Raw genomic sequence first — 24,694 nt, forward strand, 5'->3', positions numbered from 1 at the left:
AGGGCGACAGGCACGAATCGTGTCAGCATACTCTGGAGAATCACATGCAGCTTAAACGTGTGGCAGAAGCCAATCTGCCAACCCCATGGGGCGATTTCCTGATGGTGGGTTTTGAAGAACTGGCAACCGGGCAGGATCACGTCGCGTTAGTGTTTGGCGACATCTCAGGACAGGTACCGGTACTGGCTCGCGTCCATTCAGAGTGCCTGACGGGTGATGCCCTCTTCAGCCTGCGCTGTGATTGTGGTTTCCAGCTGGAAGCCGCACTGACGCATATCGCGGAAGAAGGCCGTGGGGTACTGCTGTATCATCGCCAGGAAGGTCGTAATATTGGTTTGCTGAATAAAATCCGCGCCTATGCGCTGCAGGATCAGGGGTACGACACCGTTGAAGCCAACCATCAGCTCGGGTTCGCTGCCGATGAGCGTGACTTTACGCTGTGCGCTGATATGTTCAAATTACTGGGCGTGGATGAAGTGCGTCTGCTGACGAATAACCCGCGGAAAGTAGAAATACTGACCGAAGCCGGCATCAACATCGTGGAACGCGTGCCGCTGATTGTTGGCCGTAACCCGAAAAACGAGCACTATCTCGATACAAAAGCCGCCAAGATGGGTCATCTGCTCAGTAAGTAATCGGAAAAGCCCGGCAGTTTGCTTTCTGCCGGGCCATCGATCAATTCAACATATTACGAATAACGTAGTGCAATATGCCGTCGTTCTGGTAATAGGTCAGCTCCGTAGCCGTATCTATACGACAACGGCAATCCAGCACTTCCGTTTTGCCATCGGCGCGGGTGAGCTTCACCGGCACCGTAGCGCCCGGCTGCAGGTTTTGCACATTGCTGACGTCAATTTTCTCCTCCCCGGTCAGCCCCAGCGTTTTGCGGGTCACACCTTGCGGGAATTCCAGCGGTAAGATCCCCATCCCGATGAGATTTGAACGGTGAATACGTTCAAATGACTCGGCAATGACAACCCGAACACCGAGCAAACGCGGCCCTTTTGCCGCCCAGTCGCGGCTGGAACCGGAGCCATACTCTTTACCGGCGATCACCGCTAACGGCGTGCCCTCCTGCTGGTATTTCATCGCCGCATCATAGATAGAAATGGCTTCCGTACCCGGCAGATGACGCGTCATGCCACCTTCGACACCCGGAACCATTTCGTTACGAATACGGATATTCGCGAAGGTGCCGCGCATCATCACTTCATGGTTACCGCGCCGTGAGCCGTAGGAGTTAAAGTCACGGCGCTCGACGCCACGTCCCTGAAGATAACGTCCTGCCGGACTGTCCGCTTTGATACTCCCCGCCGGAGAGATGTGGTCGGTAGTCACTGAATCACCCAGCATGGCCAGAATACGCGCGCCCTGAATATCAACCAGCGGTTTGGGCTGCGCCTCCATATCATCAAAAAATGGCGACAAACGGATGTAGGTTGAATCGCTCTGCCAGCCATAGGTATCTGAACGTTCGACCTTGATGGTCTTCCATTCAGGTGTGCCTTCAAACACTTCGGCATACTCTTTGCGGAACATCTCTGTTGAGACCTTCTCAACCGCATGGGCGATTTCCTGCGCGGACGGCCAGATATCTTTCAGATAGATTGGATCGCCTTTGCGATCGTGTCCAAGCGGATCGCTCGCCAGGTTGATATTCATATTACCCGCCAGCGCGTAGGCCACCACCAGCGGCGGCGAAGCCAGCCAGTTGGTTTTGACCAGCGGATGAATACGCCCTTCAAAATTTCGGTTTCCTGAAAGCACGGCGCCCACCGTCAGATCGCCCTGCCTGATAGCCTGCTCGATGGGGTCCGGCAACGGACCGGAGTTACCAATACAGGTCGTACAGCCGTAGCCCACCAGGTTAAAGCCCAGTTCGTCAAGATAAGGAGTGAGTTTGGCCTGAGCCAGATAGTCGGAAACCACTTTTGAGCCAGGTGCCAGCGATGCTTTTACCCACGGCTGACGTTTCAGCCCCAGCGTGACCGCTTTTTTCGCCAGCAGCCCTGCCGCCATCAGTACGCTTGGGTTGGAGGTGTTGGTACACGAGGTAATGGCCGCGATCACCACGGCTCCGTCAGGGAGCTGATACTGATGCCCGTTCATAGCATAATCGACCGGACGACGATCTTTTTGCGCTGTATTGAGTTCAAGCTCATTGCTAGCCGCAAATGCTTTTGGCACATCGCGAAGCGCAACGCGGTCCTGAGGGCGTTTTGGGCCCGCAAGACTGGCTTCCACTTCGTCCATATCCAGTTCAAGCACGCTGGTAAACACCGGTTCATCGCCCGGATTACGCCACATGCCCTGAGCTTTGGAATAAGCCTCCACCAGCGCGACCTGCTCTTCGCTACGCCCGGTCAGGCGCATATACTCCAGCGTGACGCCATCGATCGGGAAGAAGCCGCATGTCGCGCCGTATTCTGGCGCCATGTTGGCAATTGTCGCACGGTCAGCGAGAGGCAACGAATCCAGCCCATCGCCATAAAACTCAACAAATTTGCCCACAACACCGTGTTTACGCAGCATCTGAGTTACCGTCAGCACCAGATCGGTCGCGGTGATCCCTTCGCGTAATTTCCCCACCAGTTTAAAGCCAACCACGTCCGGGATAAGCATGGAGACCGGCTGGCCGAGCATTGCCGCTTCGGCTTCGATCCCCCCCACACCCCATCCGAGCACGCCAAGTCCGTTAATCATCGTGGTATGGGAATCGGTCCCGACCAGCGTATCCGGATAGGCAATCCACTCCTGCCCCTGCAATTCACTCCAGACCGCTTTGCCCAGATACTCAAGATTGACCTGATGACAAATTCCGGTGCCAGGCGGAACAACACTAAAACGGCTGAACGCCTGCTGACCCCACTTTAAAAACTCATAACGCTCGTGGTTGCGCTCCATCTCCAGACGCACGTTCTCTTCGAAAGCGTCGTCATTACCAAAATGGTCAACAGTAACGGAGTGGTCGATAACCAGATCGACCGGAGAAAGAGGGTTGACTTTGGCGGTGTCACCGCCGAGGCGTTTCACGGCTTCACGCATTGCCGCCAGATCAACGACTGCAGGCACGCCGGTGAAGTCCTGCATGAGCACCCTGGCCGGGCGATACGCTATCTCCCGATCGGCATGGGCATTTTTGAGCCATCCCGCCAGCGCGTGAATGTCATCGGCAGTGACGGACTCGTCATCCTGCCAGCGCAAGAGATTTTCCAGTAAGACTTTCAGCGACTTGGGTAATCGCGCAATGTCCCCAAGTGTCCTGGCGGCCAGCGGCAAGCTATAGTAATGATAAGTTTTGTTCTCGGCTTGCAACGTGTCCTTACTGGCTTCGCGTAGGGTTAACGACATAAGCTCCTCCTTAATAACAGGGATACCCCGACAATCATCGGGGCTGTAATTAAAGATAACACAAAGATGCTGTAACGTTTTGATAACAACCCGAATTGATAAATGAATCGGCCTTCATTGCGGGGGATAAAACAAAAAACCCCGCCGGAGCGAGGTTTTAGCGTTTAGTTTACGGTCAGCCAGATGAGTTGACCCCAGAACAGGATAGAAATGGTAAAAGCCCCTATCCACGACCAGTACTTCACGTTTTGTAGAGTATTCATAATCTGACACCAGACATTATATTTATATGATTGGCTGGGGTATTCCCCACTTTGTATTGCTGATGTGTATTTATTAAAGAGTACAAAGGTGCACGGTCATTGCCCTGTTATTAGCAGGATAACCTTGTTAATGAATTATTGTTTTTTTGGTTCGTCTTCTGCGAACGTATCAATAAAAGCCTGCTGCTGCGCCGAGAGTTTCCAGGACGCTGGCACGCTGGTGACAGGCTCTTTACGCGCCGGATGACTGCTGTCACCTGGCTGACATATTTTTTTTACCGGTTCAGTACGCATGTGAACAGCCATAATCATCCCCAATATTTCCAGACCAGTAACGCCACCACCACCCAGAACAGGGCGGAGCCAAGAAATACCGCCAGCCAGGCTTTACGCTTAAGCGCTGGGTCCCTTTGCGGTTCTTCACTTCCTGATGGCATTGCTAACCTCATACAATCGACTTCGCTTATCATTTCGATACCAAACAATCGGTACAACTAATCATGAGTTGAGATAAATCCTAAAGAAACTTTAGTCGAAAAGCTAGTGAATTTACGAACGATTTCCAGGGAATTATTTAATCTTTTGACCAGAAATAAATAATTGAGATGTGGAATTTGCGAAGCGGGAATTTACTTTCTACTTTTGTCGCAAATTTGCGACAGTTTGCCGGTAAAGTTGTAACGTTTATCCGGTTATATGCGACGGGAAATGGGGATGATGATAATTCTAATTTAGCTTTAAGACATTATTTCGGTATCTCTCCAGGGCGGAAAGATACCGGATGTGATTATTTTTCCGGAAGCTTAATGTCCTGGAACATCGCTTCAATATCTTCATTTGAGCGTAATGCCACCGCGGTATCCACCACATCTCGCGTTAAATGCGGGGCGAAGCGTTGAATAAAATCATACATATAGCTACGCAGGAAGGTGCTGCGGCGGAAGCCGATTTTAGTCGTGCTATGGCTAAAGACATCGTGCGCGTCAAGGCGGACTAAATCCGGGTCAGAGATCGGGTCTACGGCCATGCTGGCGATAACCCCCACGCCTAACCCCAGGCGCACATAGGTTTTGATGACATCAGCATCGGTCGCGGTAAAGACAATACGTGGTGTTAATCCGGCACGATTAAACGCCGTATCCAGCTCAGAACGCCCTGTAAAGCCAAAGGTGTACGTCACCAGCGGATATTGCGCCAGCTCTTCAATCGTGACCGATCCCTTCCCTGCCAGCGGGTGATCCGGCGTGACCACAATCGAACGATTCCAGTGATAGCAAGGAAGCATGACCAGATCGTCATACAGATGCAGCGCTTCGGTCGCAATCGCAAAATCCGCATTGCCCTTTGAAACCGCCTCGGCGATTTGCGTGGGAGAGCCCTGGTGCATATGCAGTGATACGCGAGGATAACGCTCAATAAATCCCTTAATCACTCCGGGCAGAGCATAACGCGCCTGGGTATGGGTGGTGGCAATATAGAGTGAACCTTTGTCCGGCCAGGTGTGCTCGCCTGCCACTGATTTTATCGCGTCCACCTTTGAAAGCACTTCGCGGGCGATACGGATAATTTCCTGACCCGCAGGCGTCACCTGCGTCAGATGTTTACCGCTACGGGCAAATATCTGAATACCCAGTTCATCCTCCAGCATACGCACCTGCTTGCTGATACCAGGTTGCGATGTATAAAGGCCTTCCGCGGTAGAAGAGACATTAAGGTTGTGGTTGACCACCTCAACGATATAGCGAAGCTGCTGTAATTTCATGCCGGACCATCCGATTTAGCGCATACGGGCAAATGCTTAAGACGATTTAATAATAAGAAAGGGGTTAACTATAACCACTATATCATTTATATCCCAACTGTATAGTACGGAACAAAAAATAATAACGGCCAATAAAAAAGGGCCGGTTTTCCGGCCCTTTCACAGATAACTTACGGTAAGAAAAGGTTATTTCTTGCCTTCAACCCATTTACCATCAACAAAGAATGCAGACCAACCCGTCGCTTTACCCTCTTTCTCAGCTGCGACATATTGCTGCTTCGTTTTGCGGCTAAAACGCACCACCGTTTTGTTGCCATCTGCGTCCTGCTGCGGAGCATCCGCCAGGTAGCGCAATTTTTCAGGCAAACGGTCACGGAATCGGTACAACTCTTCGACCAGCGGCGCACGGGTTTCGCGCGATTTAGGGAAGGTGTTCGCCGCGAGGAACACCCCGGCAGCACCGTCACGCAATACAAAGTAGGCGTCGGACTTCTCGCACGGTAATTCAGGCAGCGGAACCGGATCTTCCTTCGGCGGAGCCACTTCACCGTTACGCAGAATTTTACGCGTATTCTTGCAGTCGTCGTTGGTACACGCCATGTACTTACCAAAACGCCCCATTTTCAGGTGCATTTCGGAACCACATTTTTCACATTCCACAATCGGGCCATCGTAACCCTTGATGCGGAATTCGCCTTCTTCAATCTCGTAGCCATCGCAGGTCGGGTTGTTACCGCACACATGCAATTTACGCTTCGGATCAATCAGATAGCTGTCCATCGCGGTGCCGCACTTCTGGCAACGGCGTTTGGCGCGTAGCGCGTTCGTTTCAGCGTCGTCACCTTCCAGCACGTTGAGAACTTCATTCTCAGGCACCAGGTTGATGGTCGTTTTACAGCGCTCTTTCGGCGATAACGCATAGCCGGAACAGCCGAGGAACACGCCTGTCGTCGCGGTACGGATACCCATTTGACGGCTGCACGTCGGACACTCAATGCTGGTCAACACCATCTGGTTAGGCTGCATGCCCCCTTCTTCCGGGGCTTTCTCCGCCTTTTCCAGCTGCTGAGTAAAATCACCAAAGAAGCTGTCGAGCACCTTCTTCCACTCAGCCTGATGGTTAGCTACCTGATCCAGGCGGTCTTCCATCTGCGCGGTGAAGTCGTAGTTCATCAATTCACGGAAGTTATCTTCCAGACGATCGGTGACGATTTCACCCATTTTTTCGGCATAGAAACGACGGTTTTCAGCCCGTACGTAACCACGATCCTGAATGGTCGAAATGATCGACGCGTAGGTCGATGGACGTCCGATACCGCGTTTTTCCAGCTCTTTTACCAGCGATGCTTCGCTAAAACGCGCAGGCGGCTTGGTAAAGTGTTGCGCCGGAATAAGCTCGGTTAACGAGAGTTCGTCGCCTTTATTCACCGCCGGAAGCGTACGATCTTCATCACCTTTACGCAGGGCTGGCATCACTTTTGTCCAGCCATCGAAGCGCAGGATACGACCGCGCGCTTTCAGGCGGAAATTGCCCGCACCTACCGTCAGGGTGGTGGAATCGTACTTAGCCGGGTTCATCTGACAGGCAACAAACTGACGCCAAATCAGCTGATACAGCTTCTGGGCGTCTGTTTCCATATCTTTCAGCGCTTCCGACTCGACAGAGACGTCTGAAGGACGAATGGCTTCGTGCGCTTCCTGGGAGTTCTCTTTGCTCGCGTACTGGATAGCGTTTTCCGGTAGATATTTTTTGCCGAAGTTATCGCTAATATAGTCACGAACCATGCTGACGGCATCCTGGCTCAGATTGGTTGAGTCAGTACGCATATAAGTGATGTAGCCCGCTTCATAAAGACGCTGTGCCATCATCATGGTTTTCTTCACCCCAAAGCCCAGACGCGTACTAGCCGCTTGCTGGAGCGTTGAGGTGATGAACGGCGCAGAAGGCTTACTGCTCGTCGGTTTATCTTCACGATCCAGTACCTGATAGCGCGCTTTTTCCAGCAGCGCGACCGCGGCCATGGTTTGATCGCGGTTGACCGGACGGAACGGTTTATCGTTCTCATGCGTCACCTGCAGCGGCAGAGCATCACCACCCGGCGTCGCAACGTTCGCGTCAATTTCCCAGAACTCTTCCGGTACGAACGCTTTAATTTCGCGTTCACGTTCGACAACCAGACGCACCGCCACGGACTGAACGCGCCCGGCGGAAAGACCACGGGCGATTTTCTTCCACAGCAGTGGGGAAACCATGTAACCCACGACGCGGTCCATAAAACGACGCGCCTGTTGAGCGTTAACACGATCGATATTCAGTTCGCCCGGCTTTTCAAATGCCTGACGAATCGCATTCTTTGTAATCTCGTTAAACACGACACGGCTGTAGCGTGTTTCGTCACCACCGATGATTTCCCGCAGGTGCCATGCAATGGCCTCCCCTTCGCGGTCAAGGTCGGTTGCGAGATAGATATGGTCAGCTTTTTCAGCGAGCTGCTTCAGTTCGTTAACGACTTTCTCTTTACCAGGCAGCACTTCGTACTGTGCTTCCCACTCGTGCCATGGATCGACACCCATACGGTTGACGAGCGCGCTACGTTCATCCTTTTTAGGCTTTTTAGCCCCTTTGGTGGAGGTAGAGTCTGCGCTCTTTTTACTGGCTGAGCCACTGGTCGGCAAATCGCGGATATGACCAACGCTGGATTTAACCACATAGTCATTACCCAGATACTTGTTGATCGTTTTGGCTTTTGCCGGGGACTCAACGATGACGAGAGCTTTACCCATATTCACCTTTACCTAATTTAATTCTTCCAGGAATACGCCGCATGTTGATTTCCCTTCCGCTGGCGACGCGTTTTGATATTGCGACGACGCCAGGGGATATCAACCCCTTTTTTCTTACCGGACATCAGAACAACACGCCCAGGTGATTGAGTTATCGGGTATTTTACTGACATCAACATGACTATGCGACGAGCTTTTGGTCGAATGTCAAGCAATTCTGTTGCCAGATTGACGAAAGCGCACACTGTACCTGATAAAATCTGTTACGCAACTTTATTAGCATGCAAAAGCAAATCACGCCAGCTTTGCCCCTGGACCGTAGCCTTAAGAAATACAGGGAAAATTTGCCCATCATGCGCGCCCGGCGTAGACTAAAGCCACTGTAAAAGGAGTGGAATATGCAGCAAACGACCCAACCGATTGACCGTGAGTCTTTACTTGTCGAAGCGAACAAACTGATTCGTGAACATGACGATACCCTGGCCGGTATCGAAGCCACTGGCGTCGAACAACGCAATGGTGTGCTGGTGTTCAGCGGTGAATACTATCTCGATGAACAAGGTTTACCCACCGCGAAAAGCACAGCCGTATTTAACATGTTTAAATACCTGGCGCATGCTCTCTCCGAGAAGTACCACCTGGTCGATTAACGAAAAACGCGAGGCCAAAGCCTCGCGTTTTTGTTTACAGCAGCGGCTTTTGCCCGCGCTGTAGCCAGCGTAACAGGAGGCGATCGGCACTGTCCGCAGCGCTATTGGTAAAGCGATCCAGAAGTTTCTTGCGCTGAGTGAAGCGCACGCCGACCAGGTCGCGACCGTCCATCAGGCTAAGAAGCAGATCGTCGCTGGTCCCCACTTCATCCACCAGCCCTTTTTCTTGCGCCTGGATTCCGTACCAGTGCTCCCCGGTCGCCACCTGCTCAATATCCAGTGAAGGCCGCATACGCTTGACGAAATCTTTAAATAGATGATGGGTTTCGTCCAGATCTTCACGGAACTTCTGCCGGCCTTCTTCGGTATTCTCGCCAAGCAATGTCAGAGTACGCTTATATTGACCGGCGGTGTGCAGCTCAATATCGATCTCTTTATTCTTCAGGAAACGGTTAAAGTTAGGTATCTGTGCCACAACGCCGATGGAGCCCAGGATCGCGAACGGTGCCGCTACAATTTTGTCTGCCACACAAGCCATCATATAGCCTCCGCTGGCGGCGACTTTATCAACTGCAATCGTCAGCGGGATCTGCTTCTCGCGCAGGCGCTGGAGCTGTGAGGCTGCCAGACCATAGCCATGCACCACGCCGCCAGGGCTCTCAAGGCGCAACACCACCTGATCCTGCGGTTTTGCAACCGCCAGCACGGCGGTGACTTCTTCGCGCAGTGAGGCAACTTCATGGGCATCCATACTGCCTTTAAAATCGAGTACATAGACACGTGGTTTAATCGCTTCCTCGTGTTGCTGCTTAGCCTTCGCTTTCGCCGCTTTTGCTTCCAGCTTGAGCTTTTTCTTTTGTGCTTTATGCCATTGCTTCTGCTGATGCGAGTCCAGCAACGCCACCGACATATCTTCCTGCATCTCCTTATACTGCTCACTTAAGCGGGTAATACGTAACTCGCCACGCTGACGCTTGCGTTGCGTCAGGTTCACGATCAGGACCGCAATCACGGCAATTGCAATCACAACCGTTACGATTTTGGCCAGAAACAGACCATATTCAGAAAGTAATTCCACGTGTTCCACCTTGATTTAACCACGAATCTTTCAGGACCAGTGTACAACAGCCTTCTCCAGGCTGTCTCGCTTGCGACGATACAGATGCGAGCCGCTTTCAGGAATCGCTGATTAGGGTTGAAATGGTTGCAAATTGTTAATTTCGAAGCGTTCTCTCCTGTAGACTGATTGAAATCAGCCGCCGTTTCGGGCATAAAGCCGAAAAGCGAAAAAAGCAGGCGCAGCAAGCCCGTCAAGCGCCACAGGAGTCACCGTGCACTATCAACCGCAAAAAGATTTACTGCAAAACCGCATCATTCTGGTTACTGGTGCCAGCGATGGTATCGGGCGCGAAGCCGCGCTCACCTATGCCCGACATGGCGCAAGCGTGATATTGCTTGGCCGTAATGAAGATAAACTTCGCCGCGTAGCCGAGGAGATATCCGACGCAAGTGGCCTCCCTGCCCGTTGGTATCTTCTCGATTTGCAAAGCTGTACACCCGCGTCCTGCGCCGAACTCGCGCAGCGCATTGCCGCGCACTACCCGCGACTGGATGGCGTTCTGCACAATGCTGGTCTGCTGGGCGAAGTCCGTCCAATGGATGAACAGGACCCAGAACTTTGGCAGCAGGTCATGCAAGTTAACATTAACGGGACGTTCTTCCTCACCCAGGCTTTGCTTCCTCTATTACTGAAGTCTGAATCAGGATCGCTGGTCTTCACCTCCTCAAGCGTAGGCCGTCAGGGACGCGCGAACTGGGGAGCTTATGCGGTTTCGAAATTTGCGACCGAAGGAATGATGCAGGTTCTGGCGGAGGAGTATCAGAATCGTCATTTGCGCGTTAACTGTATCAATCCCGGCGGAACCCGCACCAGCATGCGTGCCAGCGCGTTCCCGACAGAAGATCCGCAAAAACTGAAAACCCCCGCCGAGATTATGCCGCTCTATCTGTGGTTGATGGGCGACGACAGCCGCCGTAAAACCGGTATGACCTTTGACGCCCAGCCGGGCCGTAAGCCAGGAATTTCACAATGAGTGAAGAACGTCACCAGCAACGTCAGCAGCGTCTGAAAGATCAGGTAGATGCCCGCGTGGCCGCCGCGCAGGAAGAGCGTGGCATCGTTATCGTCTTTACCGGCAATGGAAAAGGCAAAACCACGGCAGCCTTTGGAACGGCGACTCGCGCCGTGGGTCACGGACAAAAAGTTGGCGTCATTCAGTTCATTAAAGGTGAGTGGCCAAACGGCGAGCGAAATTTGCTGGCGTCCCACGGCGTGGAGTTTCAGGTTATGGCGACAGGTTTCACCTGGGATACGCAGAACCGCGAAAGCGACACCGCTGCATGTCTGGCGGTCTGGCAACACGCAAAACGCATGCTGGCCGATCCGGGTCTGAATATGGTGCTGCTGGATGAGATCACCTACATGGTGGCCTACGACTACCTTCCACTCGAAGAGGTGATGGCGGCGCTGAAAAACCGCCCTGCCCATCAGACAGTGCTGATCACCGGACGCGGCTGCCACCGTGATATTCTGGAATACGCCGATACGGTGAGCGAACTGCGCCCGGTCAAACATGCGTTTGATGCCGGAATAAAAGCGCAAATCGGTATCGACTACTAGAAAAGAAAAACCCGGCAGCCGCCGGGTTTATTTTTAGCCGTTGTTGTTACGGCTGCCAGAGCGGCGAGAGGTGCTCACCTGGCTGTGGCGTTTCACCGCGCGGCGAATCTGGTTCGCTTTCACGCGGCGACGGTCTTTTTCGACCGCCACTTTGGTCGTGGTTTCTGGCTGCAGCTCAACCAGTTCACGCAGGTAGTTGGTCTGGGTTAAATCCAGCTCGGTGTAACCACCGCGTGGAATACCCTTCGGCAGCAGAATGTCACCGTAGCGCACGCGAATCAGACGACTCACCTGCACGCCAACCGCTTCCCACAGACGACGCACCTCGCGGTTACGGCCTTCTGTCAGCGTGACGTTATACCACTGGTTGATCCCTTCACCGCCGGTGAATTTAATGGTTTTAAATGCCGCAGGACCATCTTCAAGCTGAACGCCGCGCGACAGGTCACGCAGTTTATTTTCATCCACCTGACCGAAGACGCGCACCGCGTATTCACGTTCAACTTCACGGCTTGGGTGCATCAGGCGGTTAGCCAGTTCACCGTCGGTGGTGAACAGCAGCAGACCGCAGGTGTTCACATCCAGACGCCCCACCGCAATCCAGCGCGCGCCGCGCAGTTTTGGCAGACGGTCAAACACGGTTGGGCGGCCTTCGGGGTCGTTACGGGTACACAGCTCGCCTTCCGGCTTGTAGTAAGCCAGCACGCGACAAATCTGTTCAGCAGACTCTTTCACGGAGATCACATGACCGTCGAGACGGATCTTCATCCCCGGAACGACTTCAACGCGATCGCCCAGCTTGGCAATTTTGCCGTCTACGCTGACGCGACCCGCTTCAATAATCGTTTCGATTTCACGGCGTGAACCGTGGCCAGCACGCGCCAGCACTTTCTGTAATTTTTCGCTCATTGAGCATCCTTCAGGTGTCGCCTTCACAGGCGTCTGGTATACTTTCTAAAACAACGAGTTAGCTAAAGCATCAACTTAACTCACTGATCTGTAACTATTTCATGGTACACAGCATGGCAAACAACGTGTCACACAAGCTGTCACACACAATGATTCGTGGGCGCACATACTACACTAACTTTAGACTAAATGATTCAACAAGTTTTGTGCGTCTGAGTCTCGGTACTGATAGCCGAAAGCAAGCAGAAGTGATCATGAATCAGATCCGTCCTTTCATTCCCCTTGTGCAGAATGGAACGATGAGCCTCGAAGAGTTCAAACGCAAAATGCAAGGCTACCGAGCCGCCACTAAGCAGGACTTTGACAACTATCTTCTACATGCACTCGAAAGGGATGTTGCCGAAGTGGAGCGTCTGCCGGAGTTAGGACAGTGGCACAGAAATATAAATCCTGATTCTCCATTATCTGTTTCTGATACGGTTGAAGCCGCACAAGGCTATTCGGAAGCTCACTTCCAACGCATGGTTAATGGTAGCGATCAGACAGCAAACGAAGTGCTTGCCAGTCTTCACATGAAGAAACTTGAACTTTCTAAGGATGATTTGCCCTTTGCGAATCAAGTAGGTGCTGCACTTGATATGAGCCGCGCGACCGTCGCGCAAGCCTATGAAGCATTCTATTCGAAAGATTTGTTGCGATATCGCCAACTCATTGCAACACTGCAAGATCAGTTAGAAGAGCAGAAACTGAAATCTTCACCACAAAGTATTGTTGAAACAAGCCAGGCTTTTTCAACGGAAGTTAAAGCAACCGCAAGCCAGGCAATCAAACTTTCCGAAGCATGGACGCAGTATGTTGAAGAAAAAGGTCAAAAATGGCGTGCAAGCATCGCTAACGAGAACCAGCGTTTCTTTGATGTGCTGATTTACGTTATTGGTGATAAACCGATTGATTGGGTTACTAAGCAAGATATTCGTGAAGCGCTGAAAGTGACCGAAAACTTACCTACTCGTACTAAGCTGCCATACAAGCGCCTATCTTTGCCTGAATGCATTGATTATGACGTACCAGAGGAAGACCTGATCAGTAGTCAGCATGTTGAAAAGCATCTCAAGATCTGGCGGTCGCTATTTAGAACTTACCTCGTTGACACCAAAGACCTATTAGAGAAATCCCCTACCGACGGAATCACATATGAAGTGAAGCCAAACCGGAGAGGCCATTTCAGCAACGCTGAGTTGAGCAAACTTAAGGCCAAGCTGTTCTCACTGGAAGATAACGATTGGCGCAAATGGTACTTCCTTACCCTCATTTATACTGGTGCTCGACGTGGCGAGGTTGCCTCCATCAGAAAGCGGGACATTCGTTTAGATGAAGAAACTTCACGCTGGTACGTATATATAGAAGATGGAAAAACAGAACATGCCCAACGTCAGATACCACTCCATACGGTTTTAGAGTCAGGTTTACTCAGCCTTGCCGAGGCTCTTAACGATGGTGATCTGATTTTCGGTGACTTACCTAACTACACCACAGCAACAGTCGAATGGGCTAAGTTGATGAATGAAACAGGTGTCCCTGATTATGATGAGTTTGGGCTAAAAAGGCGCATACATAGTCTTCGTCACACATTCGTAAGCCATTGCCTTGCATCTGGGAGCGCGTCCTTACCTTTGATGCAGTTTGTTGTCGGACACTCTCGAACTCAAAGTTTAGGTGTAACCTCCATTTATACGCACCGTCCACCGCTTAAAGACTTGTTATGTGTTGTTGACTTTCAACAATGAGGTTTAGGTTAAACATCGGCAGTAAAATAAATGTAAACCTTATTTAATTATTATGGCATCAGATCTTGACAATGCGTGTGAAGATGTGCTACCCTAAACAAGAATCTCGCGAGCGAAGCGAGGGAGGTTTGTTATCCCGAAGGGATAGAGCTACCTTTGCGCAATAGTGATCTTTCATGTTAGTCATGAAAGAAGAGAGTATACCTGTTCCTGTGTGTCACTCACTGCTCAAGTGTACTCTCTATCTCTGATCTGAACTAACCATTAACCTACCCTGATAATAATCAGCTCTTGTTACTACCTGATGTAGCTACGTAGGTATAAGTAATCCGAAGTCATGCACTGATCCAACTATCATCAACTTAACCTTTATAATAATCCCTTCCTGTTACTCACCGATAACCACCACCAGAGAGTCATCTCAATGAGAATATCTTCCAGAGTATGCTGGAGAATCGCCTCGATGATTACCGTCTTCATTTAACCACGTTCACCAGCAGCTACTGAACGCATTACAGCCTGTCTCCCTGACGGTTCACCCATCCTTTGAGAGAAAGCAGCGCACAACGCAGCAGACGAAGCGAGAACAGCGCCCAAGCTGGCACATCGTGCAGCCCACGGTAAGCAGTCGCCCTTCTCACTGATGCAATAACGATACCAGGGGATCGCCCTGCAACATCCAGAAGATGATTCCCAGAGCCACCAGCGGCGCTACCTGACGTTGTTGACAGCGGAAGCCTCTCACCAGTCCCCCATCAAATGCCTACGCTCTAAATGAGTGCTCCGGGCCGTTCTCTCTGACAGCTTCACTGTATTCCCGCAATCCACTTTCAACTATGCAGATCCAGACAACACAATCAACGAATCACATTTAAAAACAAAAGTCAACAAATAGTTGTTGCAATTAATTCTCATTTGTGGTATTATTAATATTAGGGAGGCAATGTTGAGGGCATACCCGGCGATCTTGTCAATCGCAGCCCGTTGAATCTACTCCCCCGCCGCTATTCCCCATAGTAGCAGCATGATCGTGCGCACCGTCGCATACTCTCCGCAGAATAAAGCCTCCAGGTTGCCGAATGTTTTTCTCCTTAGCCCAGAACCCGATCTGGGTGGTTGTGTTGGACATTTGGATCATTCCTTCCTGGGGGCTTTCCTGCATTTGAACATAAGGAAAATCAGTACAGTTGAAAAGTCAGAAATTAAGAACCATTGCCGAATGGCTCCCCCGCTTCGAGTTCCACGTTTACCGCGACAGGCTACGTCAATACGGGATGCCTACCACCCCGCAGCGAGTAGCATTTATGTATTGGGCTGAGGAAGTGATGCAACATTGCTTCACCTTCGAGGACTTCGTAAACGAGTGGAGCAATGGCAACGACCACCGCGAAATCAACCGATGGTTGCAGAGTGCCTACATCGGCATGGAATTTTACCAGGGCAAAACGTATTACGTCACGTCTTACCTGGTCGGTGGGAAGAGTCCTTTTTATTGCCCACGTTGCAACCGCATCAACATCAAACGTTTATTAGAAATCAAGGAAAAACAGAAGCATGACTAAACTTCCAGCCGCATTAATGCGTGAAGTGAAAACCGAGTTCAAGGCCCAGCGTGACCAGTATGTATCTGAGTTCATCGAATCCCATCTGTCTGATGTGTTCAGCATCTCAGATTTTTACCCCGTGATCCTCACTACGTTACAAGCCGCCATCCTCGACGGATACACCATAGCCGACTATGACCGCCAGCCGTTCTACAACGCAGGGGAACCTGCAATTCGCATTGTGCTAAACCGCAAGCAAGGGGAAATCGAGGCAGACCGTGCCACTCTCACCGCAGAGGCAGAAGCCCAGCTAATGGCATCCCTGACAGCCCAGGCAGAAGAATATTACGCTCAAGCCGTAGCCGAAGAGGAACGCCGTCAACGTGCAGAAGCAGCCGCACAAGCCGCAGCAGCAGCCGAGGCCCAGACATTCGCCAGCCGTCTCCGTGTCGCCCTTTCCGAGAATGCGAAGTGAGGCGGGGATGTTTGAAGAATATGCACAGAAGCGCAACCCGTCGAAGCTCTCTCAGAAAAGTGCCAGCGCCTACCGCGAAATGATGACCGCCGAGCAGGGTGGGAAAGATTTCATAACAGGCTCACCACTGACAGATCCAGTTATTGACCACGACCACAGAACGGGACATTGCCGCCTTATCCTGAACCGGGTGACGAATGCCATTGAAGGCGATTTTAATCGGATCTTATCCGGTATTGCCTATCGTGAAGATTTCACACCGCTCTTGTGGGAAGTTTATTTCGGTCATTATAGCGATCTGTACGATGAGTTATACGACGCAGCGCTCGACCGCAGGAACGGCTTTCTCAAAGAAGATGACTTCGGAATTATCTTAAAACAGTTTGCGGTGTATTACGCCGTCCGCTTTGACCAACTTCACCACCTGGAGTATTACCGATGACCAAAAACCCGCAACAATCCTTAGCCTGGTTAAAGCACTATTGGAGCCACCAGCAACAGGACATGCAGAAATCAGAAATCAAGCTCGAACCACTGAACAAGCCAGAGTTATTCGACAAAGCAGTAGATAAAATCACCATTGGTCAGTTCTATCAGTGGTTACTTTCCGAAGGCTACATCTTCAAAACTAAGGATAACAAATAATGTTGAAACTCATTATTGCACGCGACGTGCTCAGCTGGATTGATGCAAATAAGGGCGAGGACAGCCGCCCAACATTCATTATTAAAACTTTACGAAATGCTATGAACGAGGGCACTGATGACAGAAAAGCAACAAATAAGACCACTGATTGACCATTTACAAGCAGAAAAGTACGCGTTTATCAGCGCTCAAGGTAAAATACTCCTCCACCACATCCCCACGAATACAAATCACTGTCTGGACATTCTCGAAAGGGAATACCATTTATCAACTGGTAGAAAGTGGCGGCGGGATTATTTAAACCTTCTTTGGGATCACATTCCATTCATCAAAGTTTACGATTTCAACCCGGCTAAGCCATACGGTATCGATCAGAATGGAACCCTGAATACGTTCAGGCGCTGGCACAGCGACAAGACACCAGCCGCAGATCTGACTCTCTGGCTTGAGTATCTGGCGAGGCTCTTCCCTGACCAGGCAGACCGCGACACAGTGAGCGCATACATGGCGCACATGTTCCAGCACCCGGAACAGCGCCCAAGCTGGCACATCGTTATTCCGAGTGATACCGGGACAGGCAAAGGTTTTTTGTTCAATCAAATCCTCTCGCCGCTCCTGATGCACCAGACAACGCTTTACTCCAACTACGGCACCCTGACGGGCGTCCACAATGATGCGATGGCCCGTACAATCCTGATCCTGTTCGATGACCCACCGCCAGCCAGACGTAACATGGCAGATCGGTTAAAAAGCATCCAGACTGAACCGATGATCGAGATTAACAGGAAGTATGAGCAGCCTCGAAAGGTAGCCACTTACACCCGGTTTTTCACGTTCAGCAACAGTGAGAGTCCGATTGAAGTGGAGGCGAATGATCGCCGCCATTACTGCACCCATTACATACGCCACCGGGCGAACAGGGAAGAAACAGCAGAGTTTATTGCCCGTCTTGCTGATTGGCTCGCCGTAGGCGGTCTGGAAGCCGTACACGCCTGGCTAATGGCTTACCCGTTGGAATCCTTCAATCCGTATCGCCCACCGTTCAGTTTGGCACTTGAGCGTATGAAACAAGCCAGCATCACGGAAGAGCAGAACGAAGCGGAGATCTTCACCGGAGAAAATCCGGCGTTTGCATTCCAGGCATTTCATGACGCTTGCCCATCATTCCCACGACCACAGGATGCGAGTCAATGGCTACGTGATAACGGGTACATGAGCGCCAGAGTGAGCACTCGCGCAGGGCTTAAATCAGTCTGGTATCAAGCGCCGCAGGACGGCAGCAGCAAGATCCCGGAGAGTGTTCTCTCCTGGTTTGTTGATAAGTATTACCCGGCCCAGTGATCAGGGCTACAGGGCTATGGTTTTAGCCCTGTATTTTGAAATCCGCGCCGCCACTGGCCTGATCAGGGCTACAAGGCTAACAGGGCTATTTATCAAGTATTCTTAGATCTTTATCAACTTCACCGTTTTCTAACTGGGAGAGGAGACAGAGTTTCCCGCAAGGCATTAGCCGCCCCATTTCAGCCGCTCGCCGTGACGTTCGTCATGGTGTAGCGATCTGCTGAACAAGTTCTCAAAACTGAAACTTAAAATCAGTCGTACAGCGAATTTGTACTCGCGCCCCATCCGGGCGGCGAGTATAGCCGCACACATGCCCGCCCAGCGAGCCCCAGCACAACGCCAGGGCTTCAAAAATAATCACAATTTCTACTTAGGAGGCCATTACGTGGCACGACGCAGAAACGCAGTATACGAAGACTTTTTCCAGAACGGACGCAAAGCACAGCGGTTAGCCGAAGTTGAACGCCAGCTTGCAGGAGAAGCTATCCAGCAAGAGCACCAGCTTAAAGCAGAGGCGCGAAGCGCTGAGAGCATCGCAGACCATTTCCCTCGCATCATTCCTAATACGCCAATCATCGAATGGCTCCCCGGCTACTACATCCACCGCAGTGAGTGGGAAGCTCACCGCGACGGGGAAAAAGTTGTTGACGTAACAGAGGAACGAACCACCAGCGACCCTGAACTTATTTCCTATCAGTGGAACCACTTTGTAATCAACTCCCGTTTCCCCTGGCGATTAGAAAACTACGCCATCAAATACACGTTCTATCAGGCGTAGCGAAATAGCATACTACTTCGACACACCCCGATCTGGGCCGTTCCCCCCTCAAAACCCCTTGTAAATCGTAGCGAAATAGCTTGATCTATTTAATCGATACGACAATAATCGATACACACTATTTCGATACGGATTGGAGAACAAAATGGCTAACATCGGTTATGTGCGAGTGAGTACAGATAAACAATACACAGAGCGCCAGCTCGACGGCGTGACACTCGATAAGAAGTATGAAGAGAAAGTGAGCGGCAAGAATGCCAACCGTTCACAGATCCAAGAGATGATCGCTTATGTTCGTGAAGATGACGTGATCCATGTTCACAGCCTCGACCGCTTAGGGCGAAACATTCGTGATGTTTTGGACATTATCGAGCAGGTGAAAGACAAGGGCGCATCCGTGCAGTTCCACAAGGAAGGAATTACAGCAGGAGCAAAAGCCAACGCCGCCAGCAACCTGATGCTAAACATCTTTGCCGCAATGTCACAAATGGAACGTGAGCAGCTCCTCGAACGTCAGGCAGAAGGATACGCAGCAGCCAAAGCAGCGGGACGCAAAGGCGCTCGCGGCAATGGCGCAGCGGTTGACCGCTTAGGGATTATGTCTGCGCTTGCCGCTGGTCAGTCTATCCGAACCATAGCGAAAGATTTCAACGTGTCCACCAGCACCGTCCAGCGTATCAAGACCGAACAAGCCACAGCCTAACAAACCGCGAAAGTAGCCAACCCATCACCAGTTCCGGGGCCACCAGCGCCCGTGACTCCTCGATGCGCTACCGTACAACCTCCACCATGCCCTTGATATTTGGGGATTGCGAGGGTAAAAACCGGGAATGCCATATCAAACCTCATTAAGCAGCTCCAGCAATCGCGCATCTTGAAAAGCAACCATACGTCTTGAAACATTGACCATACAAACAGTGCAAATGCTTCAAGACATTTGATAATATACTTTCACAAATGATTACCCATAATATAGGTATGCGTAATGTCTGATGAAAAAGCTGAAAATCCACAATCCGCACAGCCCTTGACGGTCACAGCTCAGGTTGCAAAAGATTTGATGGAACTTGCTAAAAATGATGAAAATACAGTAACAGCTTCTAAAAACTTTGGTGAATCGGCGGTCATAATTAGTAAAACAGTTAAAAATTGCCTGTTACCATTAGCTGCCGTTAATTATGGGATTGATAAAGCCAAAGCCTATTTTGAAAAGGCATTTAAGAAAGATCTCGAAGAAAAAACTCAATCTATTCCCGCAGAAAATATTGTTGAACCTAAGGCATCAATCGCTGGGCCTGCCTTGCAAGGGTTAGCATTTTGTCACGAAGAGGTTAATCTTAAAGAGATGTATCTGAACCTTATAAGTTCTTCTATGAACTCTGACACGGCAGAAGATACGCATCCTGCATTTGTTGAGATTATCAAACAACTGACCAACTTAGAAGCTCATTTGTTAAAACTATATTTGACAAACAACGCACCAAAATGTATTGGTAGAGTAGTCTATCAAAAACAAGGCACTCTTTCTTATATTGCAGGATATACACACATATTGCCAATAACCAGTAATAATAAACCATTTTATAATAAAAATATTCCATCATATATTGAGAACTGGATCAGATTAGGGCTTATTGAAGTTAAATATGATTTACACTTAGATGGTCAAGAGCAAGTCTACGATACCTTAAAAGAAAGGGACGAATACTTAAAGGATGATTTGGGATATGGCACAGATTACCCCAAAAACCTTGGCAAAGGTTTAATAAAAAGGACCCCATTTGGTGCACAATTTGCAGCGGTTGTTGGGATAACAAATTAAATATGTGGAGGGGCTTTAAATGGTCACTATCTCTAAAACATACGAGAAGATAGCCCCGAAACTTGATGACATGGTGCGCCGTGGGTTCAGCAACATTGAGTTATGGTATGGAAGCCAACACGAAATTTACGCCTACGGAGAACGGAAACTATTAGCAGAAGATTTCCGCAAGCTCTACCCTGAAAAGGTGAAGGACATTCCGCAAGATTTTCCACCAGATGCTACAGTGATCGTGGAAGATATGGTTTTGCTATACAAACCCCGTAGTGGTCAGTTCACCAAAACCGCATCAGAGACAAAACTTAAGCATCACCAGGCTTTCAATAATTGGTGCCATGTTAATGTTGGAAAGGGAAAAGGCTACACTCAGGCAGCTAAAAATACGATTAATGCATTTTACCTAATAGGGATCGTCATGATAATTGGGCTTGCTTTCTGGGCTGTGTCATACACTCTCTAAAACATAGCAGTTTAGTCAAACCACTTTCTTCGTATTCAAGAATAGTTCCCATTTTTTTCTTAATTTATCTTTATCCAGTGATAACGAATGATCACCAATAATTTTACCTTCGAACATTTGTGAATAAATACATTTGACATTAAAATGTATAGTTAGGGTATCTGGATTTATTCCAAGTTGGCCATTGTCAAACATTCGATGGCAATCTGAGGTTAGAAGAATGCCATTACTCGTATCCATGTTGCATGAAAAGCTGTAATCCTCCAGATGACAGGCTTGGAGTAAAGATTGGATTGACTGCCCCGTGACTGCACATCTACCTTTGAAGTTGGTCTCAACTCTCCTTCGGAAATTTTGCTGGTCACTGATTCTTCTTAACTGCAATGTACGCTGAACATTACTCGAAATTAATTTCAGATCCACCAACTCAGGATAGGAACTAATTTTCTCTTGTTTCTTTCTTACCGCGCCAGAATCTTTTTGATCAAGAGAAATTTTATACCCTACTGTGATAAAATCATACAAAATCCTCTCAGACTGTCCTTTTCCCTTGGCTATTTCACGCGCATCTGCTTCGTTCTTACCTCTTAACGAGATTAAGTAAGCGAGCGTGTTAAAATATGTATACTTACCTGATTCAACTTTACTTTCGTAATATTTTGAAGATAGTTCACGGCTTTTTGCGATCTTGTACGCTTGCGTGACAGGGATAGTCCTTATCAACTGACTGTAAAGTTCGCTATTAAAATAAAATTCAGGCACTTCAATTTTGGTTATTGAATTGGTATCTAATATTGTGATTACCTTTACAGGTGATGTTTTCCTCGTATCAGCTCTTTCTTCTTGAATAATTTTAGTATGCGTGACGCGAGAAATTAAAGCCATTCTCTCCAACTCAGCCTGAGCTTCTTTGGCTATTAACTCTTTACGCAATCTTTCTCGCTCCAAAGTCTTCTCATTCAATGGCAGGAAACTACGATTTTCATGGCTAATGGTAAACTGATTCGGTGGGATAGTTTTCTTGAAAGATCTAACCTGAATAGATTTTCTATAATTTTCGCGGGCAACTCTCCTTTCCTGCTTAAATATTGAGCGAGGTTCCTTTAGGCTTCGTGCAGGCGTATCCTTAGTTCTATTCCTGATCTCGTAATTAAGTGATTTAATGATTTCTGAAATTTCTTTCTTCTTCTCATTAGACGTTACCGGATCGTTTATTTTTTCAGAGTATTCATTTTTTACCCTGATCAATTCAGGTAGAGACATTTCTTGAGCATGAAGTTTTCTTTTGGTTTGTTTTTGCTGTTCTCCAGCACTTGATGCAACAAGTTTGGTGATAGCGCTTTCAGGTTCGCTATTTTTTGCAGCATTCAACAAAGCATCAGCAAGAATACTATTCTTCATCAGCAGTTACCCTTCCTTGAAATCTACCATACAAACCTCTAACAGAGCTTCGTACATCACGCATCTCCACCACTGCCATCAGATTAATCTTAGGTTAACCAAGGTGCATACAATGCGCAACTAACAGATTTTAGACAAGACGAGCCAATAAGTCTGTCCGTATTAATACCGAGTATTGGGCCGTACCAACGAAGACATGAACGGCAGGGAAAGGTGTACATGCATGATGAGAGTCGAGATGCGGCTAATGGCTGTCACACATGGTGGTAACAACCACTAACCGAAATACATTAACTCATTGATTATACATGATTTAATATTTATCTTGCGCGCCTTCACAGGCGTCGAATTAGGGTCAAAAAAGCGGCCAGCCGCTATTTTGATGGCCGCGTAGTATATCTGCTTAAGCCTTTACAAGAAAGGTTTAACGTCACCCACGCCTTCACGAATCACTTCTGGCGCATCTTCGGTGAGATCGACAACCGTGGTCGGCTGCTGGCCGAGATAACCGCCGTGGATAATCAGATCGACCTGTTTCTCGAGGCGGTCTTTAATCTCTTCCGGATCGGATTCGGTAAAATCACTTCCTGGCAGCATCAGCGAGGTAGAGAGCATCGGCTCACCGAGCGTCTCAAGCAGCGCCTGCGCAATCGGGTTTGACGGCACGCGCATACCAATCGTTTTGCGTTTTTCCTGCAACAAACGGCGCGGCACTTCCTTCGTGCCTTTCAGGATAAACGTATAGTTGCCTGGGGTGTTGTTTTTGATTAAACGAAACGCAACGTTATCGACGTAAGCATACGTTGAGATCTCCGAGAGATCGCGACACATCAGGGTGAAGTTATGTCCATCCGGCAAGTGGCGAATGCGGCAGATACGCTCCATTGCCCCTTTGTCTTCAATTTTACAGCCCAGCGCATAGCCGGAATCGGTTGGATAGACAATCACTCCGCCCTTACGAACAATTTCTACCGCCTGGTTAACCAGACGCGCCTGCGGGTTGTCCGGATGAATATAGAAAAACTGACTCATACTTCCCTCTCTTCAGTTTGTTGCTGCGGCTGTTCCCAAAGCGCCCAGACGGGTTCAACGCCTGCGGGTAACCAGAGCTTGCGCCCCAGTTCAATCCACGCGCAAGGCTGATGAAAATCAGAACCTTGCGAAGCAAGCAAACCATACTGACGCGCGTAAGTCGCCAGCTGACTGCGTTCATTGGGGGCCTGCTGACACTGGGCGACTTCCATCGCTTCACCGCCTTGTTCGGCAAAGTGAGCCAGCAGTCTTTTCAGCCACTTAGCCGAAAGGTTATACCGACCTGGATGGGCCAGCACCGCCTTACCGCCAGAATGATGAATGACATCAATAGCTTGTTTTATTGTACACCACTGTGGCGGAACGTAACCGGTTTTACCACGCGCCAGATATTTTTTGAAAACGTCGGCAAAGTTGTTGGCTTTACCGGCTTCGACCAGAAAACGGGCAAAGTGTCCGCGCGTCACGGCACCGCCGTTAGCAAGACGTCTGGCCCCTTCCAGTGCTCCCGGGATCTGCGATTTATCCAGCCGTTCGGCAATCAGCACCGCGCGCTGGTTACGGCGTTCCTTTTGCTCTTCAAGGAAAGCACACAGCGCCGGATTTTCAATATCAATATTTAATCCCACGATATGAATCTCGTGGTTCTCCCAGACGGTGGAAATTTCAACGCCAGAAACCAGGTTTAAGGGTAATTCGCTGCGGGCGATCTCAGCTCGCGCAGCCGGAATCGCGTCGGTGGTGTCGTGATCGGTAATGGCCAGCGTCCCGACTCTCATCTCTACGGCACGGTGGACAAGCGCTTCAGGCGTCAACAGCCCATCAGAGGCCTGCGTATGGCTGTGTAAATCATAAATCACGGCGTATTTTGTTTCGCTCAAAGCGGTTCCCGTTACAGGTTTAACGTATTTCAAAAACACTATGATAACGGCTTACGAGGAAATTCTGAAATCAGGGGTTGACAATAGCCCATCGAACTAGTTAACTAGTACGCAAGTTCACTCAAGAAG

The 24,694-nt window shown here is 49.7% G+C and carries 25 protein-coding genes; 14 read left to right on the plus strand and 11 right to left on the minus strand.

What is annotated here, in order from left to right; genetic code table 11:
- The first annotated feature begins 44 nt into the window (after window positions 1-44).
- Window positions 45-635, plus strand: a complete 591-nt coding sequence (gene ribA / locus SOM82_RS11260; protein WP_320461547.1) for a GTP cyclohydrolase II — start codon at window positions 45-47, stop codon at window positions 633-635.
- A gap of 40 nt (window positions 636-675) precedes the next feature.
- Here the strand turns inward: ribA and acnA are convergent, their stop codons facing one another.
- From acnA to topA, 6 genes are all read right to left on the minus strand, one after another.
- Window positions 676-3,351 carry an aconitate hydratase AcnA gene (gene acnA / locus SOM82_RS11265; protein ID WP_320461548.1) on the minus strand — a complete coding sequence of 892 codons (2,676 nt, stop codon included), beginning with the start codon at window positions 3,349-3,351 and terminating at the stop codon, window positions 676-678.
- A gap of 164 nt (window positions 3,352-3,515) precedes the next feature.
- Window positions 3,516-3,614 carry a small membrane protein YmiC gene (ymiC, locus tag SOM82_RS11270; protein ID WP_320461549.1) on the minus strand — a complete coding sequence of 33 codons (99 nt, stop codon included), beginning with the start codon at window positions 3,612-3,614 and terminating at the stop codon, window positions 3,516-3,518.
- A 135-nt stretch (window positions 3,615-3,749) separates the two neighbouring features.
- Window positions 3,750-3,920, minus strand: coding sequence for a YciX family protein (locus tag SOM82_RS11275; protein WP_320461550.1), 171 nt, complete (start codon window positions 3,918-3,920; stop codon window positions 3,750-3,752).
- A gap of 2 nt (window positions 3,921-3,922) precedes the next feature.
- Entirely contained in the window at window positions 3,923-4,063 is a 141-nt protein-coding gene (locus tag SOM82_RS11280) for a YmiA family putative membrane protein (protein ID WP_096168876.1), read from the minus strand.
- A gap of 338 nt (window positions 4,064-4,401) precedes the next feature.
- Entirely contained in the window at window positions 4,402-5,376 is a 975-nt protein-coding gene (gene cysB, locus SOM82_RS11285; protein ID WP_320461551.1) for an HTH-type transcriptional regulator CysB, read from the minus strand.
- A gap of 186 nt (window positions 5,377-5,562) precedes the next feature.
- Window positions 5,563-8,160 (minus strand): type I DNA topoisomerase, encoded by a 2,598-nt coding sequence (gene topA, locus SOM82_RS11290; protein ID WP_154125646.1) that lies wholly within the window; start codon window positions 8,158-8,160, stop codon window positions 5,563-5,565.
- 398 nt (window positions 8,161-8,558) lie between these two features.
- On the opposite strand from topA, the gene SOM82_RS11295 reads away from it, so the two are divergent.
- Window positions 8,559-8,810 carry a YciN family protein gene (locus SOM82_RS11295; RefSeq protein ID WP_154125647.1) on the plus strand — a complete coding sequence of 84 codons (252 nt, stop codon included), beginning with the start codon at window positions 8,559-8,561 and terminating at the stop codon, window positions 8,808-8,810.
- Between the two features lie 34 nt (window positions 8,811-8,844).
- Here the strand turns inward: SOM82_RS11295 and sohB are convergent, their stop codons facing one another.
- Window positions 8,845-9,888 (minus strand): protease SohB, encoded by a 1,044-nt coding sequence (gene sohB, locus SOM82_RS11300; protein ID WP_320461552.1) that lies wholly within the window; start codon window positions 9,886-9,888, stop codon window positions 8,845-8,847.
- A gap of 253 nt (window positions 9,889-10,141) precedes the next feature.
- On the opposite strand from sohB, the gene SOM82_RS11305 reads away from it, so the two are divergent.
- Both SOM82_RS11305 and cobO read left to right on the plus strand, forming a co-directional pair.
- Window positions 10,142-10,903: a YciK family oxidoreductase gene (locus SOM82_RS11305; protein ID WP_320461553.1), complete on the plus strand. Its 762-nt coding sequence runs from the start codon at window positions 10,142-10,144 to the stop codon at window positions 10,901-10,903.
- Entirely contained in the window at window positions 10,900-11,490 is a 591-nt protein-coding gene (gene cobO / locus SOM82_RS11310; protein ID WP_320461554.1) for a cob(I)yrinic acid a,c-diamide adenosyltransferase, read from the plus strand. The genes SOM82_RS11305 and cobO overlap by 4 nt, the downstream gene beginning before the upstream one ends.
- Before the next feature lie 33 nt (window positions 11,491-11,523).
- Here cobO and rluB read toward each other — a convergent pair whose 3' ends face one another.
- A complete protein-coding gene (gene rluB / locus SOM82_RS11315; RefSeq protein WP_100779964.1) occupies window positions 11,524-12,399 on the minus strand; it encodes a 23S rRNA pseudouridine(2605) synthase RluB in 876 nt (291 codons plus the stop codon).
- A 254-nt stretch (window positions 12,400-12,653) separates the two neighbouring features.
- Between rluB and SOM82_RS11320 the strand changes: the two genes are divergently transcribed.
- From SOM82_RS11320 to SOM82_RS11365, 10 genes are all read left to right on the plus strand, one after another.
- Entirely contained in the window at window positions 12,654-14,186 is a 1,533-nt protein-coding gene (locus SOM82_RS11320; protein WP_213327744.1) for a tyrosine-type recombinase/integrase, read from the plus strand.
- A gap of 1,187 nt (window positions 14,187-15,373) precedes the next feature.
- Window positions 15,374-15,748: a hypothetical protein gene (locus tag SOM82_RS11325; protein WP_320461555.1), complete on the plus strand. Its 375-nt coding sequence runs from the start codon at window positions 15,374-15,376 to the stop codon at window positions 15,746-15,748.
- The gene (locus SOM82_RS11330) at window positions 15,741-16,205 is read left to right on the plus strand and encodes a hypothetical protein (RefSeq protein WP_320461556.1); all 465 of its coding nucleotides are present in this window, start codon (window positions 15,741-15,743) and stop codon (window positions 16,203-16,205) included. Before SOM82_RS11325 ends, SOM82_RS11330 begins: the two co-directional genes overlap by 8 nt.
- Window positions 16,206-16,212: 7 nt before the next feature.
- Window positions 16,213-16,647, plus strand: coding sequence for a hypothetical protein (locus SOM82_RS11335; RefSeq protein WP_213327747.1), 435 nt, complete (start codon window positions 16,213-16,215; stop codon window positions 16,645-16,647).
- Window positions 16,644-16,850 carry a hypothetical protein gene (locus SOM82_RS11340; RefSeq protein ID WP_043876083.1) on the plus strand — a complete coding sequence of 69 codons (207 nt, stop codon included), beginning with the start codon at window positions 16,644-16,646 and terminating at the stop codon, window positions 16,848-16,850. The genes SOM82_RS11335 and SOM82_RS11340 overlap by 4 nt, the downstream gene beginning before the upstream one ends.
- Before the next feature lie 117 nt (window positions 16,851-16,967).
- Window positions 16,968-18,191 (plus strand): primase-helicase family protein, encoded by a 1,224-nt coding sequence (locus SOM82_RS11345; protein WP_213327748.1) that lies wholly within the window; start codon window positions 16,968-16,970, stop codon window positions 18,189-18,191.
- Window positions 18,192-18,576: 385 nt separating this feature from the next.
- Window positions 18,577-18,969, plus strand: coding sequence for a hypothetical protein (locus SOM82_RS11350; RefSeq protein WP_213327749.1), 393 nt, complete (start codon window positions 18,577-18,579; stop codon window positions 18,967-18,969).
- 145 nt (window positions 18,970-19,114) lie between these two features.
- Window positions 19,115-19,672, plus strand: a complete 558-nt coding sequence (locus tag SOM82_RS11355) for a recombinase family protein (RefSeq protein WP_320461557.1) — start codon at window positions 19,115-19,117, stop codon at window positions 19,670-19,672.
- A gap of 282 nt (window positions 19,673-19,954) precedes the next feature.
- Window positions 19,955-20,791, plus strand: coding sequence for a DUF4393 domain-containing protein (locus tag SOM82_RS11360; protein ID WP_290366830.1), 837 nt, complete (start codon window positions 19,955-19,957; stop codon window positions 20,789-20,791).
- A gap of 19 nt (window positions 20,792-20,810) precedes the next feature.
- Window positions 20,811-21,251 (plus strand): hypothetical protein, encoded by a 441-nt coding sequence (locus SOM82_RS11365; RefSeq protein WP_213327752.1) that lies wholly within the window; start codon window positions 20,811-20,813, stop codon window positions 21,249-21,251.
- A gap of 15 nt (window positions 21,252-21,266) precedes the next feature.
- On the opposite strand, the gene SOM82_RS11370 is transcribed toward SOM82_RS11365, so the two are convergent.
- The 3 genes from SOM82_RS11370 to rnm all read right to left on the minus strand — a co-directional run bounded on the left by SOM82_RS11370 (window position 21,267) and on the right by rnm (window position 24,565).
- On the minus strand, window positions 21,267-22,652 hold the full coding sequence (locus SOM82_RS11370; protein ID WP_320461558.1) for an HNH endonuclease: 1,386 nt from the start codon (window positions 22,650-22,652) through the stop codon (window positions 21,267-21,269).
- A 411-nt stretch (window positions 22,653-23,063) separates the two neighbouring features.
- A complete protein-coding gene (locus SOM82_RS11375) occupies window positions 23,064-23,684 on the minus strand; it encodes an L-threonylcarbamoyladenylate synthase (RefSeq protein WP_154125649.1) in 621 nt (206 codons plus the stop codon).
- A complete protein-coding gene (rnm, locus tag SOM82_RS11380; protein ID WP_154125650.1) occupies window positions 23,681-24,565 on the minus strand; it encodes an RNase RNM in 885 nt (294 codons plus the stop codon). Before rnm ends, SOM82_RS11375 begins: the two co-directional genes overlap by 4 nt.
- Window positions 24,566-24,694: the final 129 nt, after the last annotated feature.

It is taken from the genome of Lelliottia sp. CFBP8978, assembly GCF_034046055.2.
In the GTDB taxonomy this organism is placed as follows: Bacteria; Pseudomonadota; Gammaproteobacteria; order Enterobacterales; family Enterobacteriaceae; genus Enterobacter.

Excerpts from the sequence above, each read along its gene's own strand:
- ymiC (WP_320461549.1), bottom strand. The coding sequence starts at position 3,614 with ATGAATACTCTACAAAACGTGAAGTACTGGTCGTGGATAGGGGCTTTT.
- SOM82_RS11275 (WP_320461550.1), bottom strand. The coding sequence starts at position 3,920 with ATGGCTGTTCACATGCGTACTGAACCGGTAAAAAAAATATGTCAGCCA.
- SOM82_RS11365 (WP_213327752.1), top strand. The coding sequence starts at position 20,811 with ATGGTCACTATCTCTAAAACATACGAGAAGATAGCCCCGAAACTTGAT.
- ribA (WP_320461547.1), top strand. The coding sequence starts at position 45 with ATGCAGCTTAAACGTGTGGCAGAAGCCAATCTGCCAACCCCATGGGGC.
- SOM82_RS11335 (WP_213327747.1), top strand. The coding sequence starts at position 16,213 with ATGTTTGAAGAATATGCACAGAAGCGCAACCCGTCGAAGCTCTCTCAG.
- topA (WP_154125646.1), bottom strand. The coding sequence starts at position 8,160 with ATGGGTAAAGCTCTCGTCATCGTTGAGTCCCCGGCAAAAGCCAAAACG.
- acnA (WP_320461548.1), bottom strand. The coding sequence starts at position 3,351 with ATGTCGTTAACCCTACGCGAAGCCAGTAAGGACACGTTGCAAGCCGAG.
- SOM82_RS11370 (WP_320461558.1), bottom strand. The coding sequence starts at position 22,652 with ATGAAGAATAGTATTCTTGCTGATGCTTTGTTGAATGCTGCAAAAAAT.
- SOM82_RS11345 (WP_213327748.1), top strand. The coding sequence starts at position 16,968 with ATGACAGAAAAGCAACAAATAAGACCACTGATTGACCATTTACAAGCA.
- SOM82_RS11295 (WP_154125647.1), top strand. The coding sequence starts at position 8,559 with ATGCAGCAAACGACCCAACCGATTGACCGTGAGTCTTTACTTGTCGAA.
- SOM82_RS11375 (WP_154125649.1), bottom strand. The coding sequence starts at position 23,684 with ATGAGTCAGTTTTTCTATATTCATCCGGACAACCCGCAGGCGCGTCTG.
- cysB (WP_320461551.1), bottom strand. The coding sequence starts at position 5,376 with ATGAAATTACAGCAGCTTCGCTATATCGTTGAGGTGGTCAACCACAAC.
- SOM82_RS11320 (WP_213327744.1), top strand. The coding sequence starts at position 12,654 with ATGAATCAGATCCGTCCTTTCATTCCCCTTGTGCAGAATGGAACGATG.
- cobO (WP_320461554.1), top strand. The coding sequence starts at position 10,900 with ATGAGTGAAGAACGTCACCAGCAACGTCAGCAGCGTCTGAAAGATCAG.
- SOM82_RS11340 (WP_043876083.1), top strand. The coding sequence starts at position 16,644 with ATGACCAAAAACCCGCAACAATCCTTAGCCTGGTTAAAGCACTATTGG.
- SOM82_RS11360 (WP_290366830.1), top strand. The coding sequence starts at position 19,955 with ATGTCTGATGAAAAAGCTGAAAATCCACAATCCGCACAGCCCTTGACG.
- SOM82_RS11355 (WP_320461557.1), top strand. The coding sequence starts at position 19,115 with ATGGCTAACATCGGTTATGTGCGAGTGAGTACAGATAAACAATACACA.
- SOM82_RS11330 (WP_320461556.1), top strand. The coding sequence starts at position 15,741 with ATGACTAAACTTCCAGCCGCATTAATGCGTGAAGTGAAAACCGAGTTC.
- SOM82_RS11280 (WP_096168876.1), bottom strand. The coding sequence starts at position 4,063 with ATGAGGTTAGCAATGCCATCAGGAAGTGAAGAACCGCAAAGGGACCCA.
- rluB (WP_100779964.1), bottom strand. The coding sequence starts at position 12,399 with ATGAGCGAAAAATTACAGAAAGTGCTGGCGCGTGCTGGCCACGGTTCA.